Below are 17,274 nucleotides of genomic sequence, written 5' to 3'. Positions count from 1 at the left end.
GCCGGTCAGGCGTTGGCCCGACACGCCGTAGGGGTGGCCCACCGCAATCGCGCCGCCGTTGACGTTGAGCCGGTCGCCCGGAATGCCCAGCTTGTCGCGGCAGTAGATCACCTGCACCGCGAAGGCTTCGTTGAGTTCCCACAGGTCGATGTCGCTCACCTTCAGGCCCAGGCGCGCGAGCACCTTGGGGATGGCGAAGACCGGGCCGATGCCCATTTCGTCAGGCTCGCAACCCGCCACCGCAAAGCCGAGGAAACGGCCCAGCGGGGTCAGGCCACGCTTCTCGGCCAGGGTTTCGTTCATCAGCACGCAGGCGCCACCGCCGTCACTGAACTGGCTGGCGTTGCCGGCCGAGACCAGACCGCCCGGCAATGCCGAGCGCAGGCCGTGGATGCCTTCAAAGGTGGTGCCGGCGCGGATGCCTTCGTCGTTCTCCACCGTCACCTGCTTGGTGGTGAGGCCCATGACCTTGTCGGCCACGCCGGCGGTCACGGTGATCGGGGCGATCTCGGCCTTGAACAGACCGGCTTCGAGTGCAGCCGTGGCCTTTTGCTGGCTGGCGGCGCCGTACTCGTCCATGGCGTCGCGGCCGATGTTGTAGCGCTTGGCCACCTGCTCGGCGGTCTGCAGCATGTTCCAGTAAATCTCGGGCTTGTTCTTGGCAAGCCAGGGGTCGGCCAGCATGTGGGTGTTCATTTCCTGCTGCACGCAGGAGATGCTCTCCACGCCACCGGCCACATACACGTCGCCCTCGCCGGCAATGATGCGCTGCGCGGCCATGGCGATGGTCTGCAGGCCGGACGAGCAGAAACGGTTGACCGTCATGCCCGAGGTGGTGATGGGCAAGCCGGCGCGCAGCGCGATCTGGCGCGCGATGTTGGCGCCGGTGGCGCCCTCGGGGTTGGCGCAGCCCATGATGACGTCGTCCACTTCGGCGGCTTCGATGCCGGCGCGGGCAACCGCGTGCTGCACCGCGTGGCCGCCGAGGGTGGCGCCGTGGGTCATGTTGAAGGCGCCCTTCCAGCTCTTGGCCAGGGGGGTGCGGGCGGTGGAAACGATGACGGCGTTGGTCATGATGAATTCCTAAATGTTGTTCAGTTGAAGGTCTTGCCTTCGGCGACCAGGCGCGCCAGCAGCGGTGCCGGCTCCCAGAATTTCGCGTCGTCCAGCGGGTTCTTCGCAAAGCGCTTCATGCTCTGCACCACGTTGAACAGGCCCACCGTGTCGGCGTAGATCATCGGGCCGCCGCGGTGCGCGGGGAAGCCGTAGCCGAAGATGTAGACCACGTCGATGTCGCTGGCCTTGTTGGCAATGCCCTCTTCCAGGATGTGAGCGGCCTCGTTCACCAGCGAATACACCAGGCGCTGCACGATCTCTTCGTCGGAAATCTTGCGCGGCGTGATGCCGAGGCTCTTGCGGTGGTCCTCGATCATCTTCACCACCTCGGCGTTCGGGATCGCGTCGCGCTTGCCCGGCACGTAGTCGTACCAGCCGGCGCCGGTCTTCTGGCCGTAGCGGCCCTTCTCGCACAGCAAATCAGCCGTCTTGCTGTACTTCATGTCCGGCTTTTCCTGGTAGCGGCGCTTGCGGATCGCCCAGCCGATGTCGTTGCCGGCCAGGTCGCCCATGCGGAACGGGCCCATGGCCATGCCGAACTTCTCCATCGCCTTGTCGACCTGCTCGGGCGTGCAGCCTTCGTCCAGCAGGAAACCGCCCTGGCGGCCGTACTGTTCGATCATGCGGTTGCCGATGAAGCCGTCGCACACGCCTGAGACCACCGCCGTCTTCTTGATCTTCTTGGCCACGGTCATCACGGTGGCCATCACGTCCTTGGCGGTCTTCTCGCCGCGCACCACTTCGAGCAGCTTCATCACGTTGGCCGGGCTGAAGAAGTGCAATCCCACCACGTCCTGCGGGCGCTTGGTGAAGCTGGCAATCTTGTTGACGTCGAGCGTCGAGGTGTTGCTGGCCAGGATCGCGCCGGGCTTCATCACGCGGTCGAGTTCCTTGAACACCGCTTCCTTCACGCCGATCTCTTCAAACACGGCCTCGATCACGAGGTCGGCGGCGCCCAGGTCGTCGTAGCTCAGCGTGGTGCTCAAGAGCGCCATGCGTTGCTCGTACTTGTCCTGCTTGAGCTTGCCCTTTTTCACCTGCGCTTCGTAGTTCTTGCGGATGGTGGCCAGACCCCGGTCCAGCGCTTCCTGCTTCATCTCCAGCATCTTCACCGGGATGCCGGCGTTGAGGAAGTTCATGGCGATGCCGCCGCCCATGGTGCCCGCGCCGATGACGGCGACCGAGGCGATCTCGCGCTTGGGTGTGTCTTCCGGCACGTCCGGGATCTTGCTCGCGGCGCGCTCTGCGGTGAACAGGTGGCGCAGCGCACGGCACTCGGGCGTCCACATCAGGTTGATGAAGATGTCGCGCTCGAAGACCATGCCGTCGTCAAACTTTTTCTTGGTGGCGGCTTCCACCGCGTCCACGCACTTGGCGGGCGCGGGAAAGTTCTTCGACATGCCTTTGACCATGTTGCGCGCGAACGCGAAATACGCATCGCCCAGCGGGTGTTTGCAAGGCAGGTTGCGCACCTTGGGCAACGCGCTGCCGTCGGCGTGTTTGGCAGCCATCTCACGCGCCAGCGCCAGGGCCTCGGCGGCCAGGCTCTCGGCAGACGCGGCCATCTTGTCGAACAGCTTCTGGCCCGGCAGCATCGCGAGCATTTCGCTCTTCACCGGCTCGCCGCTCACGATCATGTTGAGGGCGGGCTCCACTCCCAGGGCACGCGGCAGGCGCTGCGTGCCGCCAGCGCCGGGGATCAGACCCAATTTCACCTCGGGCAGTGCCACGCTGGTGCCGGGCGCGGCAATGCGGTAGTGGCAACCCAAGGCGAGCTCCAGGCCACCGCCCATGCACACGCTGTGGATGGCTGCAATGACGGGCTTGGACGTGTTTTCCACCGCCAGGATGACGGAGAGCAGGTTGGGTTCGGCCAGGGCCTTAGGTGAGCCGAATTCGCGGATGTCGGCACCGCCCGAAAACGCCCTGCCGGCACCGGTGATCACGATGGACTTCACGGCCGGATCGGCTTCCGCCTTCTCCAGGCCGGCCGCAATGCCCTGGCGGGTGGAGAGACCCAGGCCGTTGACCGGCGGGTTGTTCATGGTGATGACGGCCACATCGCCGTGGACCTGGTACTCAGCGGTCATGGAATCTCCTTCGTTGTTGGCGGAAAACGGACGCCGCAGGGCGTGACTGTGACGTTCTTGATGAAAAAGAACGATCGTTCGATTCTAGGAACTTGCTGCGCTGTCGCAAGGGCCTCTTGTCGCCAGTGAGTCAGGGGGCGATGAGCACTCCCGGCGCCGGGCCGCCCCAAGCCGGGAGCGCCCCCTTGGGGGGCAGCGACCCGCGCAGCGGTGGAGCGTGGGGGCCGCGCCTAAACCTCGAGCCACTCTTTGCGGACTTGAGAGTCGGCACGGAGCGTTTCAGGCGTGCCTTCGAACACGATGCTGCCGTGACCCATGACCAGCACCCGGTCGGAAATGCTCAGCGCGATGGTGAGCTTCTGTTCAATCAGCAGCACCGACACGCCTCGGGCCTTGAGCTTCTGCAGGTATTCGGCCACCAGCTCCACGATCTTGGGCGCCAGGCCCTCGGTGGGCTCGTCGATGATGATCAGGTCGGGATCGCCCATGAGGGTGCGGCACAGCGTGAGCATCTGCTGCTCGCCGCCCGAGAGCACGCCGGCTTCGGTGTGCTCCCGCTCCTTCAGGCGCGGGAACATGGCGTACATGTCGTCAAAGCTCCAGCGTGCACCGATCCCCTTGCCTTTCTGGCCGAGTTGCAGGTTCTGTTGCACGGTGAGTTTGGGAAAGATGTCGCGGTTCTCGGGCACGTGGCCGATGCCGAGGTGGGCAATCTCGAACGGTTTCTTGCCCAGGATGGGTTTGCCCAGCCAGGCCACGCTGCCGGTGGCTTCCACCAGTCCCATGATGGCCTTGGCGGTGGTGGAGCGGCCGGAGCCGTTGCGCCCGAGCAGCGCCACGATCTCGCCCTTGCCGACCGAAAAATGCACCCCGTGCAGAACGTGGCTCTTGCCGTAGTAGGCGTGAAGGTCTTGTATCTCAAGCATGGTGTGTCCTCAGTGGCCTGCCGCCTGTTGATCTGCCAGCACCGAGCCCAGGTAGGCTTCCTGCACGCGCGGGTTGGCGCGCACGGCTTCGGGCGTGTCAAACGCGATCACCTCGCCGTACACCACCACCGCAATGCGGTCGGCCAGGCCGAACACCACGCCCATGTCGTGCTCCACCGTCAGCAAGGTCTTGCCCACCGTCACCTCGCGGATCAGGTCGATGAAGCGGCTGGTTTCGCTCTTGCTCATACCGGCCGTGGGTTCGTCCAGCAGGATCACCTGCGCGCCACCAGCGATGGTGATGCCGATCTCCAGCGCGCGCTGCTCGGCATAGGTGAGGTTCATGGCCAGTGTGTCGTGCTTGCGCTCCAGGTGGATCATGCGCATGAGCTCCTCAGCCCGGTCGTTGGCGTCCTTGAGGTTGGCGAGAAACTTCAGGAACGTGTACTTGTAGCCCAGGCTCCAGAGCACGCCGCAGCGCAGGTTCTCGAACACGCTGAGCTTGGGGAAGATGTTGGTGATCTGGAAGCTGCGCGAGAGGCCCAGGCGGTTGATCTCGAAAGGCTTCTTGCCGTTGATGCGGTGGCCTCCCAGCATCACGTCGCCACTGCTGGGCTCGAAACGGCCCGAGATGAGGTTGAACAGCGTGGATTTTCCAGCGCCGTTGGGGCCAATGATGGCCACGCGTTCGCCAGGGTTCACCGCCAGGTTCACGCCGCGGATGATGTCGGTCTTGCCGAAGCTCTTGCGCAGGTCGCGCAGTTCCAGAGCCGGTGTGTTTGCCGCCGTGCTCATGCAGCCTCCCGCTGTTGTGTGTGTTTTTCAATCGTCACCTGGATGTCGCTCCACTGGCGCATGAAGCGCCGGCGCACCCACTCAAACAAGGCAAATCCGACCCCCATGACGGCGAGGGAGCCGACCCAGCTCACCGGACTCTTGGCGTCGAGATCCACGCCGAAGAAGCGCAAAAGCGTGTCCTGTCCTGCGTTGAGTTGCAGGTGGTACATCATCTCGATCATGGCGCCGGCACCGGCGAACATCACCACGCCAAACAGCGCCAGCAGCACATAGCTGCCGAGCACGCGTTTGAGCAAACCGTAAGCTGCCACGCGCACATTCATCATGATCAAGCTGGCTACACCACCGGGCGCGTACATCACCATGAACAGGAAGATCAAGCCCAGATAGAGCAGCCAGGCTTTGGTGAGCTCCGAGAGCAGCACCGAGGCCAGCACCATCAAAATGCCGCCGATGATGGGGCCGAAGAAGATGGTGGCGCCGCCCAGAAAAGTGAACAGCAGATAGGCACCCGAGCGCCCGGCACCCACCACCTCGGCGGTGACGATCTCGAAGTTGAGCGCGCCCAGACCGCCCGCGATGCCGGCGAAGAAGCCGGCGATCATGAACGACAAATAGCGAACCTTCTGCGTGTTGTAGCCAATGAACTCCACGCGCTCCGGGTTGTCGCGCACGGCGTTCAGGATGCGGCCCAGCGGCGTGCGCGTGAACGCGAACATGAGCCCGACGCAGATGAAGGTGTAGACGGCGATCAGGAAGTACACCTGCCGCGGCGGGCCGTAGGTGATGCCCATGAAGGCCTCACCGATCACCCGGTTGCCCGACACGCCGGCCTCGCCACCGAAGAACTCGGAGAACATGAGCGACATGGCAAACACCAGCTCGGCCATGCCCAGCGTGATCATGGCAAACGTGGTCCCGGCTTTCTTGGTGGTGACATAGCCAAACAGGATGGCGAAGAACAACCCGGTCACGCCGCCCACCAGCGGCAGCAGCGTCACCGGAATGGGGAACTGCCCGTCGGCTGCGGCGTTGAGCGCGTGCATGGCCACATACGAACCCAGACCGGTGTAGACCGCGTGGCCGAAGCTCAGCATGCCGCCCTGCCCCAGCAGGATGTTGTAGGACAGGCAGGCAATGATAGCGATGCCCATCTGCGAGAGCATGGTCACCGCGAGATTGCTGGTGAACACGAAAGGTGCGACCAGCAAGACCGCAGCAAAGAGGGACCAGACGGTCCAGCGGCCTGTGTTGAAACCGGTGGTGGTGTGTTGCATGGTGGTCATGTCGGGTCAGCCCTCTCGCGTGCCGAGCAGGCCCTTGGGGCGGAAGATCAGGATCAGCACCAGGAACAGGTAGGGCAGGATCGGCGCCACTTGCGACAGCGTGAGCTTGACCACCGAGTTTTCCTTCGCGGCGTCTGACAGTTGAATGCCCAGTTGCTGCGCGAGGCTGATGAAAGAGTAGTCAAAGGCGACCGCAAAGGTCTGGATCACACCGATGAGCAGCGAGGCCAGGAAAGCGCCCGAGAGCGAGCCCATGCCGCCCACCACGACCACCACGAAGATCACCGAGCCCACCGTGGCGGCCATGGCCGGCTCGGTAACGAAGGTGCTGCCGCCAATGACACCGGCCAGACCGGCCAGGCCGGTGCCGGCGCCGAACACCAGCATGAAGACACGCGGCACGTTGTGCCCCAGGCTCTCCACCGTCTCGGGGTGGGTGAGCGCGGCCTGGATCACCAGACCGATGCGAGTACGCGTGAGCAGCAGCCACAAGGACAACAACATCAGCAGGGCGACCAGCATCATGAAACCGCGCGTCGCCGGGAATGGCGAGCAGATCACGTTGGCGGCGGAACACATCTCACTGGATGCCGCGCCCCAGACCATCTGCAGCGAATCGTCGGCCAGGTGCACCAGCGTGAAGGCCGGGCCGCGCAGGGCTTCGGGCGGCGCAAAGTCGAGCGCCGTGCGGCCCCAGATCAGTTGCACCACCTCCAGCAGGATGTAGGAAAAACCGAAGGTCACCAGCAGTTCGGGCACGTGGCCGAACTTGTGCACCTTGCGCAGCGTGAGGCGCTCGAACACAGCACCCATGGCACCCACCAGCACCGGGGCCACGATGAGCGCGGGCCAGAAGCCGATCCAGTTGGACAGTGTGTAGCCCATGTAGGCGCCGACCATGTAGAAGCTGGCGTGCGCAAAATTGAGGACGCCCATCATGCTGAAGATGAGGGTCAATCCCGAACTCAACATGAACAGCAACAGCCCGTAGCTGATGCCGTTGAGCATGGAGATGATGAAGAACTCCATGAGTTCGCCTTTCGTGGCTGGTCTTTCAGCCGTCGGAGCACCGTGAAAACAAACCAGCGCCTGAAACGGCGCTGGTTTTACCCAAATCAACCGCCGTGCACGAAACCGGATTCGTGCGCGGCGTTGCCGTCGCGATCAGCCTGGACGCTTCATCTGGCAGCTGGTGGGCGTGCTGGACACATAGGACGGGTACTCCTTGACCGGAGCCAGCGTCATGCCGGTGTTCTCCGGGCTGTAGGGGTACTTCTTGTCGGCTTTTTGCCAGATCGTGACGAACAGCGGCTGCTGCAACTGGTGGTCCAGCTTGCGCATTTCCACTTCGCCGTTGAAGCCCTTGAACTTCAAGCCCTCCAAGGCTGCAGCGACCTTCACGGGGTCGGTGGACTTGGCCTTGGCCATGGCTTCGGACACCGCCGTGTAAGCCATCGGGATCGCGCCGGTGTACATGTCATCCTTGTACTTGGCCTTGAACTCGTCGGCCCACTTGCCCATCTGGCCGCCCATGTTGTAGTGCTGGTAGGCCACCTGGTACACACGGCCTTCGCCACCCGTGCCCAGCGCGGTGGGGGTGCCCGTCAAGCCGGTGTAGTACGTGAAGAACTTGCCGGTGTATCCGCCCTCGCCCGCGGCCTTGACCAGCAGCGTCATGTCCGATGCCCAGTTGCCGGTGATCACCGTGTCGGCGCCGGAGGCCTTGATCTTGGCGATGTAGGGCGCGAAGTCACGCACCTGCGCCAGAGGGTGCAGGTCTTCACCCACGATCTGCACATCGGGACGTTTGCGGGCCAGATTCTCCTTGGCGAACTTGGCGACCTGCTGGCCGTGCGAGTAGTTCTGGTTGAGCAGGTAGACCTTCTTGACATCGGGGATGTCCTTCATGAAGGTCGTCATGGCCTCCATCTTCATGGAGGTGTCTGCGTCAAAGCGGAAGTGCCAGTAGTTGCACTTGCTGTTGGTGAAGTCGGGGTCCACAGCGGCGTAGTTCAGGAAGATCACTTCCTTGCCGGGGTTGCGTTCGTTGTGCTTGCTGATCGCGTCGATCAGCGCACCAGCCACCGAAGAGCCGTTGCCTTGGGCGATGTAGCGAACACCCTGGTCCAGCGCAGCCTTCAGGTTGTTCAAGCTCTCGGCGGGGCTGAGCTTGTTGTCGAATGCAATCAACTCGAATTTCACACCGGCCGGGTTGCTCTGGGAAAACTTCTCGGCAAAGAACTGCCAGGACCTGACCTGGTTGTTGCCCACCGGGCCCATCAGGCCTGTCTGTGGGTCGATCAGGGCGATCTTGACGGTCTCGCCCTTTTGGGCGTGTGCGCCGAACGCGCAAGCAAGCAGCGTTGCTGCGGTGAGGCTCTTCAGGGCGAAATGCATTGTTTGTCTCCGATGGTTTTGGGAAAGTCGCGCTCGCAGCTTACAAGCCTGTTGCGGTGCAGCACTCAGGGATACCCCCTAGGGGGTATCGCACTGGCGACTTTTATGGGCAAAAGTGCTCCACTGCTGCCCAAACCACGGGCTCAGATGCCCGGCAACACGTAGTCCTTGAGTTGCTGGCGCAAGGTCATCTTCTGCATCTTGCCGGTGGCGCCCAGCGGGATCGCGTCGACAAACACCACGTCGTCCGGGATCTGCCACTTCGCGGTCTTGCCCTCGAAGAACGCCAGCAACTCCTCGCGCGTGACTTCCGCCCCCGGCTTCTTGACCACCACCACGATGGGCCGCTCGTCCCACTTGGGGTGGCGCATGCCCACACAGGCGGCCATCGCCACGGCCGGGTGGGCCATGGCGATGTTCTCCACGTCGATCGAGCTGATCCATTCGCCGCCGGACTTGATCACGTCCTTGCTGCGGTCGGTGATCTGCATGAAGCCGTCGGGGTCGATGGTGGCCACGTCGCCGGTGGGGAACCAGCCCTGGCCTTGCGCGTCGTAGCGCAGCGGGTCACCGCCCTCACCCTTGAAGTAGCTCGCAATGATCCAGGGGCCGCGCACCAGCAGATCGCCATAGCTCTTGCCGTCCCACGGCAACTCATCACCCGCGTCGTCGACGATCTTCATGTCCACGCCGTACACCGCGCGGCCCTGCTTGAGCAGCACCTTGTGCTGCTCTTCGGCCGGCAGCGCCTTCTGCGCGTTTTTCAGCGAACACACCGTGCCCAGCGGCGACATCTCGGTCATGCCCCAGGCGTGGATCACGGCCACGCCGTACTGGTCGTTGAAGGCCTTCATCATGGCCGGCGGGCAGGCCGAGCCACCGATCACGGTGCTCTTGAGCGTGCCGAACTTGAGGTTGTTGGCCTGCAGGTGGCCCAGCAGCATCTGCCACACCGTGGGCACGCCCGCGGCCATGGTCACCTTCTCGGTTTCCAGCAGTTCGTAGATCGACTTGCCGTCCATGGCCGGGCCGGGGAAGACCAGCTTGCAGCCAGTGGCCGCGGCCGAGTACGGCAGACCCCAGGCGTTGACGTGGAACATCGGCACCACCGGCAGCACGCTGTCGCGCGCGCTCAGGCTCAGTGCGTCGGGCAGCGCCGCGGTGAACGCATGCAGGATGGTCGAGCGGTGCGAGTACAGCGCGGCCTTGGGGTTGCCGGTGGTGCCGCTCGTGTAGCACATGCTGGACGCCGAGTTCTCGTCGAACGTGGGCCAGTGGTAGGTGTCGGGCTGGTCGGCGATCCACGCTTCGTAGCTCTGCAGGCCGGGCAGGCCGCTGTCGGCGGGCAGCTTGTCGGCGTCGCACAGCGCGATCCAGTGTTTGACCGTGGGGCACTTGGCCGCGACCGCCTTGATCAGTGGCAGAAAGGTCATGTCGAAGCAGATCACCTTGTCTTCCGCGTGGTTCACGATCCAGGTGAGCTGCTCGGGGTGCAGGCGCGGGTTGAGTGTGTGCAGCACATGCCCGGTGCCGCTGACACCGAAGTACAGCTCCAGGTGGCGGTATCCGTTCCAGGCCAGCGTGGCCACGCGGTCACCGAAAGCCAGGTTCAGACCTTTCAACGCATTGGCGACCTTGCGCGAGCGCACGGCGATCTGGCCCCAGTTGCTGCGGTGGATGTCGCCCTCCACCCGGCGGGAGACGATCTCGCCGCTGGCGTGGTGCCGCTCGGCGTGCACGATCAGCGTTGAAATCAAAAGCGGTTGGCTCTGCATCTGGCCCAGCATGGAAATCTCCTGTGTGGTTTTGGTGGTTCTGGCGGTTTTGGACAGTCGACGGATCATGCCGCAGACACCACCGATACCCCACCCGGGTTGGCCCGGATAGCCCGCCCGGCAGTGGGTGCAAGTCGTCTCGGTGACAATGATCGGCATGAGTTTCCCCCTGGCCTGGACCCACCGCTTCGCCGATCTCGGCCCCGATTTCCACACCGAACTGCAACCCACCCCCCTGCCCGATCCGCACTGGGTCGGCCAAAGCCACGCCGTGGCGCGCGACCTCGGCCTCGGCGATGCCTGGATGCAGAGCATTGAGGCCCTGCAGGCCTTCACCGGCAATGCGATGTTGCCCGGCATGCGGCCGCTGGCCAGTGTGTACAGCGGCCACCAGTTCGGCCACTGGGCGGGTCAGTTGGGTGATGGCCGCGCCATCCTGCTGGGCGAACTGCCCGGGCCGTCCGGACCGCTGGAAGTGCAGCTCAAAGGCGCCGGCCTCACGCCCTATTCGCGCATGGGCGACGGCCGTGCCGTGCTGCGCAGCTCCATCCGCGAATTTCTGTGCAGCGAAGCCATGCACGCGCTGGGCATTCCCACCAGCCGGGCGCTGTGCGTCACCGGTTCACCGGGCAAGGTGCGGCGCGAAGAGATTGAAACGGCGGCGGTGGTCACGCGCGTGGCGCCCAGCTTCATCCGCTTCGGCCACTTCGAACACTTCTCGCACAGTGGCCAGCACGCGCAGCTGCGCACCCTGGCCGATTTCGTCATCGACCACTTTTACCCGGCCTGCCGCGAAGCACCGGGCAACCCGTACGCTGCACTGCTCGAAGCCGTGAGCGCGCGCACCGCCGAGATGGTGGCGCAGTGGCAGGCGGTGGGTTTCTGCCACGGCGTGATGAACACCGACAACATGAGCATCCTGGGGCTGACCATCGACTACGGCCCGTTCCAGTTTCTGGACGCCTTCATCCCAAGCCACATCTGCAACCACAGCGACACCGGCGGTCGCTATGCCTACAACCGCCAGCCCAACATCGCCTACTGGAACCTCTTTGCCCTGGGCCAGGCGCTGCTGCCGCTGATGGACGAGCAGCAGCAGGCGCTGTACGCACTGGAGCCCTACAAGGCGCTCATGCCGGCCGCGCTGCAGCGGCGCATGAACGACAAGCTGGGCCTGACCCGTGTGGAAGACGGCGACGCCGACCTGACCGAAGCGCTGATGAAGCTGCTGGCCGCCGACGCGGTGGACTTCAGCATCTTCTGGCGCCGGCTGAGCCATGCGGTCTCCGGCGATCTGGAGCCTGTGCGCGATCTGTTTCTGCAGCGCGAGGCTTTCGATGCCTGGGCCACACGCTGGCAGGAACGCCTGCAGTCCCAGCCCGGCTTCGACGCAGCCGCCACCCAGGCGCAGATGCTGCGCACCAACCCGCGCGTGGTGCTGCGCAACCACCTGGGCGAGGTGGCCATCCAGCGCGCCAAACAAGGGGATTTCAGCGAAGTGGCGCGGTTGCAAAACGCGCTGGAGCACCCATTTGAAGAAGTCGCTGGTCAAGAAGACCTCGCCGACTTTCCGCCCGCCTGGGCCAGCCAGATCGAAATCAGCTGCTCGTCCTGAGCGCCTTCACAGGAGATCCGCATGAACTTCCCCGTCCAGAAAACCGAAGCCGAGTGGCGCGAACTGCTGGCCGCCAAAGGCGCCGAGCCACGCGCCTTCGATGTGACCCGCCACGCCCACACCGAGCGGCCCTACACCGGCAAGTACGAGCAGGTCTGGGCCGATGGCAGCTACCACTGCGTCTGCTGTGGCAACACGCTGTTCGACGCCAAGACCAAGTTCGACGCCGGCTGTGGCTGGCCCAGCTTCTCGCAGGCCGTGCCCGGCGCCATCACCGAAATCACCGACCGCACCCACGGCATGGTGCGGGTGGAAACCGTGTGCAGCCAGTGCGGCGCCCATCTGGGCCATGTGTTCGACGACGGCCCCACCGACACGGGCTTGCGTTACTGCATGAACTCGGCTTCACTGGAACACTCGCCCAAGAAGGACACGCCATGAAAGCCAACACCATCCTGCAGACCATCGGCAACACGCCGCACATCCGCATCCAGCGGCTGTTTGGCGAGGCCACGCAACAGGTCTGGATCAAGTCCGAGCGCAGCAACCCGGGCGGCTCCATCAAGGACCGCATCGCCCTGGCCATGGTGGAAGCGGCGGAGCAGTCCGGCGCGCTCAAACCGGGCGGAACCATCGTCGAGCCCACCTCGGGCAACACCGGCATTGGCCTGGCCATGGTGGCTGCGGTCAAGGGTTACAAGATCATCCTCGTCATGCCCGACAGCATGTCGATCGAGCGCCGCCGCCTCATGCTGGCCTATGGCGCCAGCTTCGACCTCACCCCGCGCGAGAAGGGCATGAAAGGCTCGATCGCACGCGCCGAAGAAATCGTGGCCAGCACGCCCGGCGCCTGGATGCCGCAGCAATTCAACAACCCGGCCAACGTGGCGGTGCACGTGCAGACCACGGCCGAAGAAATCGCCGCTGACTTTCCCGACGGCCTGGACGCCATCATCACCGGCGTGGGCACCGGCGGCCACATCACCGGCGTGGCCCGCGTGCTCAAGGCGCGCTGGCCCCGGCTCAAGGTGTTCGCGGTCGAGCCCGCCGCCTCGCCCGTCATCTCCGGCGGTGCGCCCTCGCCCCACCCCATCCAGGGCATCGGCGCGGGCTTCATCCCCAACAACCTCGATGTGAGCGTGCTCGACGGCGTGATCCAGGTCGAGGCCGAGCCGGCGCGCGAGATGGCGCGCCGCTGCGCGCGCGAAGAAGGCATGCTGGTCGGCATTTCCTCGGGCGCCACGCTGGCTGCCATCGCGCAAAAACTCCCCGAGCTGCCGGCCAACGCCGTGGTGCTCGGCTTCAACTACGACACGGGCGAGCGGTATCTCTCCATCGAAGGCTTCCTCCCGGCATGAAACAGCTCAAAGACATTCAACTCTCCATGCTCGACCTGGTCGCCGTGCGCGAAGGCGGCACGGTTGCCGACGCGCTCAAAGTGGCCCTGCGCACCGCGCAACACGCCGAGTCGCTGGGCTTCACCCGCTACTGGCTCGCCGAGCACCACAACATGAGCGGCATCGCCTGCTCGGCCACGGCCGTGCTGGTGGGCCACATCGCGGGTGGCACAACACGCATGCGCATAGGTTCGGGCGGCGTGATGCTGCCCAACCACGCGCCCTTGGTGGTGGCCGAAGCCTTCGGCACGCTGGCCGAACTCTTCCCCGGCCGCATCGACCTGGGCCTGGGCCGCGCGCCGGGCACCGACCCCACGACCATGCGCGCCCTGCGCCGCAACCGCACCGAGAGCGAAGACGACTTCCCGCGCGACGTGGCCGAACTGCAGCACCTGCTGGGCCCGGCGCAACCCGGTCAACGCGTGATCGCCAACCCGGGCACCGGCACCAACGTGCCGATCTGGTTGCTCGGCTCCAGCCTGTTTTCCGCGCGGCTGGCGGCCGAGCGCGGGCTGCCATTCGCATTTGCCTCGTACTTCGCGCCACGCATGTTGCTGCAGGCGCTGGATGTGTACCGCAGCCACTTCAAGCCCTCTGCACAGTTGGCCAAGCCCTACGTGGTCATCGGCGTGCCGCTGATCGCCGCCCCCACCGACGACGAAGCCGAGTTCCTCGCCACCAGCACCTACCAGCGTGTGTTGGGCATCCTCACCGGCCAGCGCGGCCAGTTGCCGCCGCCGGTGCAGGGCTTCATGCAGCGTCTGCATCCTCAGGAACAAGCCGGCATTGCCGACTTCCTGGCCGCTGCCGTGATCGGTGGGCCAGACACGGTGCGCGAAGGCCTGTCCGCGTTGGCACAGGCCACCGACGCCGACGAATTCATGATCGTCAGCGACGTGTTCGACCCGGCCTCGCGCCTGCGCTCGCTGGACATCGCGGCCGAGGCGATGGCCGTGTCCGAACCAGTCACTGTTTGATCAATTGCATGATCTGCCCGGCGTCCAGTGTGGATGCCTTCTGGCGGATCTGCGGCAGGTACTGCGTCTGCATCTGCTTGGCCGGGCCCAGCAGCCCTTGAAAGGTTTCCTGCAGCAGCGCGGTGCTCATGACGCGGCCACCGGCGTAGTAGCGCTTGGCCACCTGGCCCAGCGCATAAGTGGTGGCAAACGAAAACGCCATGCCGGTGGCGGCTCCCCCCACACCGCCGATGGTCCTGCCCGCCACCTTGCCCAGCAATCCGCCCAGCAGCTTGCGGCCGAACTGCTCCAGGTATTGCGACGTCAGACCCACACCCACAGCGGCAATGAACTCGCGAATGTGACCCTGGTCCAGCTCCACACCGTGCGCCTTGCCGATGGCATAGACCATCTTCACCTGCAGCGGAATGATGGCCATGGAAGCCCACGACTGCGGCAGCAGCTCCAGCGCGCCGTTGAGCAGCGCGTAGTTGAGGATGGATTTGTCGAGATCGGCGCCAGTGGCGGCAGACGCCGCCACCACCGGGCCGGCAGCAACCGCTGCAGGCACCGCCATGGGCACGGTTTTCTCGGCAGCTTGCACCACCGCATCGGCCTCGCGTTCGAAGGCGGCAGCGGCTGCGGGGTCCAGCTTCAGGCGCGTCTTCAGGTCCGCCAGAAACGCGCGCTCCGACTCGCTCTGCCGGCCATCGGCATCACACACGCACACCGCCATTTCATAGGCCAGCTGGCGCTGCCCGGCGTCTTGCAGGTTGGCGGCCGCGTCGGCCAGCGACACACGTTTGAGCAGCACGTCCTGGTACAGCCGCGGCAGACCGGCGCCGGCGTCTTCCTGGCCCAGCGACTCGGCCATGCGCCGGATCGCTTCACGCTCGCTGTCTGCCTTGTGCCCGTCGGCAAAGCCCGCCAGCAAGGCGATGGTGAGGATGGATTGTTGTTCTTGAGGGGACATGTCGGTGGAACTCCTGGAGGCAGAAAAAGAGGCGTGAATCGTATGGAGCCACCACACCGGCCCCAAGTTCCAGCAGCGTCCCGCCGTTTCCAGTTGCTTGACCCCTCTCAACGGCGACCGGAGTGCACAGCGGATAATCCGGCGATGCGTTTCCTCATTGACTTCTTCCCCATCGCCCTGTTCGTCATCGCCTACAAGATGGCCGACATCTACACCGCCACCGCCGTGCTGATGGCAGCCACGGTGGTGCAGACCGGCATCATCTACGGCATCGACCGCCGGCTGCAGACCCTGCAAAAGGTGACGCTGGTGCTCATCCTGGTGTTCGGCGCACTCACCCTCTTCCTGCAGGACGAGCGCTTCATCAAGTGGAAACCCACCGTGCTCTACGCGAGCATGGCCATCGTGCTGGCCGCTGCGCTGTGGGTCTGGAAGAAGAATTTCCTGAAGCTGTTGCTGGGCAGCCAACTCAGCCTGCCCGATGGCGTGTGGGCACGGCTCACTGTGGCGTGGATCGGCTACTTCCTGTTCATGGCCGCCATCAACGCCTACGTGGCGGCCTACTACTCCACCGAAGACTGGGTCAACTTCAAGCTCTGGGGCTACGTGTTCCCGGTGGTTTTCATCATCGGCCAGGGGGTGTACATCTCGCGCTTCCTCAAAGACGAGCCGGTGGAAAAATCATGACCGAAGCCGTAACGCCAACGGCAGCCGCCATCGAAGCGCAACTGCGCGCCGTGCTGGCGCCCACCGAACTCGAAGTGCTGGACGAAAGCGCGGCGCATGCGGGGCATTCGGGGTCCAACGGACTGGGCTTCGGCACCCACTTCCGCGTGCGCATCGCAGCGCCTGGTTTTGCGGGTCTGAGCCGGGTCGCGAAACACCGCCTTGTGTATGATGCGCTGCAAAAATTCACCGACGCCGGACTGCACGCGCTGGCCATTGAAATCAAGCCCTGATGCGGCTTCCCGGCCCGTCGCTACGTTCTGATACGAGTCTGCTGAACCCCGTCGGCACCCGCAGCTCCAACCCCTTTTCAACCCCGAGGAACACCATGAAATTTTCCCGCTCAGCCCTGACCGTGGCCGTGCTCGTTGCCGCTGCTTTCAGCGCTTCCGCCCAGAACATCGCCATCGTCAACGGCAAGGCCGTGCCCACCGCGCGCCTGGACGTGCTGGCGCAGCAGATCGCGGCCAGCGGCCGCCCGGTGGACGACGCCGTGCGCGCCCAGCTCAAGGAAGAAGTGGTGCTGCGCGAGGTGTTCATGCAGGAAGCGCAGAAGCGCGGCATCGGCGCCACCGACGAGTTCAAGAACCAGCTCGAACTCGCCCGCCAGACCATCATGATCCGCGCGCTGTTCGCCGATTTCCAGGCCAAGAACCCGGTGACCGACGCCGACATCAAGGCCGAATACGACAAGTTTGTGGCGGCCAACGGCGGCAAGGAATACCGCGCCCGCCACATCCTGGTGGAGAAGGAAGAAGAAGCCAAAGCCATCATCGCGTCGCTCAAAGGCAAGGCAAAGTTCGAAGACATCGCCAAGAAGCAGTCCAAGGACCCAGGCTCCGGTGCCAACGGCGGTGACCTGGACTGGGCGGCCGCTGCCAGCTACGTGCCCGAGTTCTCCGAGGCCATGGTCAAGCTCGAAAAAGGCCAGACCACGCAGGTGCCGGTGAAGACCCAGTTTGGCTGGCACATCATCCGCGTGGACGACGTCCGCCAGGCCGAGTTGCCCAAGATGGAAGAGGTCAAACCGCAGATCGCCCAGCAGATGCAACAGCAAAAGCTGACCGAGTTTCAAAAGAGCCTGCGCGAGAAGGCCAAGATCGAATAACGCGATGTCAAGCGTGACCCGTCCTGAATTGAGTTGACACCCGGACGGTAGATCCAAGCCAGGGCTTACCCGGCCAACGACGCCCGATGCACTGCATCGGGCGTTTGCATT

Annotated in this window: 16 protein-coding genes; 7 read left to right on the top strand and 9 right to left on the bottom strand. The window is 64.5% G+C overall.

All coding sequences use genetic code 11. The annotated features are described in order from the left end of the window. From ACN4F8_RS06900 to ACN4F8_RS06865, 8 genes are all read right to left on the bottom strand, one after another. A partial coding sequence (locus ACN4F8_RS06900) for an acetyl-CoA C-acyltransferase (RefSeq protein WP_419472868.1) occupies nucleotides 1–1,074 on the bottom strand: 1,074 nt, incomplete at its 3' end. 20 nt (nucleotides 1,075–1,094) lie between these two features. Next, on the bottom strand, nucleotides 1,095–3,206 hold the full coding sequence (locus tag ACN4F8_RS06895; RefSeq protein WP_419472867.1) for a 3-hydroxyacyl-CoA dehydrogenase NAD-binding domain-containing protein: 2,112 nt from the start codon (nucleotides 3,204–3,206) through the stop codon (nucleotides 1,095–1,097). A 230-nt stretch (nucleotides 3,207–3,436) separates the two neighbouring features. Continuing rightward, a complete protein-coding gene (locus ACN4F8_RS06890) occupies nucleotides 3,437–4,132 on the bottom strand; it encodes an ABC transporter ATP-binding protein (protein WP_419472866.1) in 696 nt (231 codons plus the stop codon). Between the two features lie 9 nt (nucleotides 4,133–4,141). Next, nucleotides 4,142–4,927 carry an ABC transporter ATP-binding protein gene (locus ACN4F8_RS06885; RefSeq protein WP_419472865.1) on the bottom strand — a complete coding sequence of 262 codons (786 nt, stop codon included), beginning with the start codon at nucleotides 4,925–4,927 and terminating at the stop codon, nucleotides 4,142–4,144. After that, nucleotides 4,924–6,216: a branched-chain amino acid ABC transporter permease gene (locus tag ACN4F8_RS06880; protein WP_419472864.1), complete on the bottom strand. Its 1,293-nt coding sequence runs from the start codon at nucleotides 6,214–6,216 to the stop codon at nucleotides 4,924–4,926. Before ACN4F8_RS06880 ends, ACN4F8_RS06885 begins: the two co-directional genes overlap by 4 nt. A gap of 6 nt (nucleotides 6,217–6,222) precedes the next feature. Next, nucleotides 6,223–7,245 carry a branched-chain amino acid ABC transporter permease gene (locus ACN4F8_RS06875; protein ID WP_419472863.1) on the bottom strand — a complete coding sequence of 341 codons (1,023 nt, stop codon included), beginning with the start codon at nucleotides 7,243–7,245 and terminating at the stop codon, nucleotides 6,223–6,225. 135 nt (nucleotides 7,246–7,380) lie between these two features. After that, nucleotides 7,381–8,613 (bottom strand): branched-chain amino acid ABC transporter substrate-binding protein, encoded by a 1,233-nt coding sequence (locus tag ACN4F8_RS06870; RefSeq protein ID WP_419472862.1) that lies wholly within the window; start codon nucleotides 8,611–8,613, stop codon nucleotides 7,381–7,383. Nucleotides 8,614–8,756: 143 nt separating this feature from the next. After that, nucleotides 8,757–10,400, bottom strand: a complete 1,644-nt coding sequence (locus ACN4F8_RS06865) for a 3-(methylthio)propionyl-CoA ligase (RefSeq protein WP_419472861.1) — start codon at nucleotides 10,398–10,400, stop codon at nucleotides 8,757–8,759. Nucleotides 10,401–10,545: 145 nt separating this feature from the next. Here ACN4F8_RS06865 and ACN4F8_RS06860 point away from each other — a divergent pair, with 145 nt between their 5' ends. Genes ACN4F8_RS06860 through ACN4F8_RS06845 form a run of 4 tightly spaced genes read left to right on the top strand, consistent with a single transcriptional unit; the run spans nucleotide 10,546 to nucleotide 14,377 of the window. Then, the gene (locus ACN4F8_RS06860) at nucleotides 10,546–12,003 is read left to right on the top strand and encodes a protein adenylyltransferase SelO (RefSeq protein ID WP_419472860.1); all 1,458 of its coding nucleotides are present in this window, start codon (nucleotides 10,546–10,548) and stop codon (nucleotides 12,001–12,003) included. A 21-nt stretch (nucleotides 12,004–12,024) separates the two neighbouring features. Beyond that, nucleotides 12,025–12,444: a peptide-methionine (R)-S-oxide reductase MsrB gene (gene msrB / locus ACN4F8_RS06855; RefSeq protein WP_419472859.1), complete on the top strand. Its 420-nt coding sequence runs from the start codon at nucleotides 12,025–12,027 to the stop codon at nucleotides 12,442–12,444. Continuing rightward, entirely contained in the window at nucleotides 12,441–13,361 is a 921-nt protein-coding gene (gene cysK / locus ACN4F8_RS06850) for a cysteine synthase A (RefSeq protein ID WP_419472858.1), read from the top strand. The genes msrB and cysK overlap by 4 nt, the downstream gene beginning before the upstream one ends. Next, nucleotides 13,358–14,377, top strand: a complete 1,020-nt coding sequence (locus tag ACN4F8_RS06845; protein ID WP_419472857.1) for an LLM class flavin-dependent oxidoreductase — start codon at nucleotides 13,358–13,360, stop codon at nucleotides 14,375–14,377. Before cysK ends, ACN4F8_RS06845 begins: the two co-directional genes overlap by 4 nt. Here the strand turns inward: ACN4F8_RS06845 and ACN4F8_RS06840 are convergent. Next, nucleotides 14,367–15,329 (bottom strand): YcjF family protein, encoded by a 963-nt coding sequence (locus tag ACN4F8_RS06840; protein ID WP_419472856.1) that lies wholly within the window; start codon nucleotides 15,327–15,329, stop codon nucleotides 14,367–14,369. The genes ACN4F8_RS06845 and ACN4F8_RS06840 overlap by 11 nt on opposite strands. 144 nt (nucleotides 15,330–15,473) lie before the next feature. Between ACN4F8_RS06840 and ACN4F8_RS06835 the strand changes: the two genes are divergently transcribed. The 3 genes from ACN4F8_RS06835 (at nucleotide 15,474) to ACN4F8_RS06825 (ending at nucleotide 17,163) form a co-directional block, all read left to right on the top strand. Beyond that, a complete protein-coding gene (locus ACN4F8_RS06835; RefSeq protein WP_419472855.1) occupies nucleotides 15,474–16,016 on the top strand; it encodes a septation protein A in 543 nt (180 codons plus the stop codon). Further along, nucleotides 16,013–16,288: a BolA family protein gene (locus tag ACN4F8_RS06830; protein WP_419472854.1), complete on the top strand. Its 276-nt coding sequence runs from the start codon at nucleotides 16,013–16,015 to the stop codon at nucleotides 16,286–16,288. Before ACN4F8_RS06835 ends, ACN4F8_RS06830 begins: the two co-directional genes overlap by 4 nt. Nucleotides 16,289–16,383: 95 nt before the next feature. Next, nucleotides 16,384–17,163, top strand: coding sequence for a foldase protein PrsA (locus ACN4F8_RS06825; RefSeq protein ID WP_419472853.1), 780 nt, complete (start codon nucleotides 16,384–16,386; stop codon nucleotides 17,161–17,163). Nucleotides 17,164–17,274: the final 111 nt, after the last annotated feature.

The organism is Hydrogenophaga sp. (assembly GCF_048549895.1).
Taxonomy (GTDB): domain Bacteria; phylum Pseudomonadota; class Gammaproteobacteria; order Burkholderiales; family Burkholderiaceae_C; genus Hydrogenophaga.
This window is presented reverse-complemented; position numbering and strand designations above follow the sequence as displayed.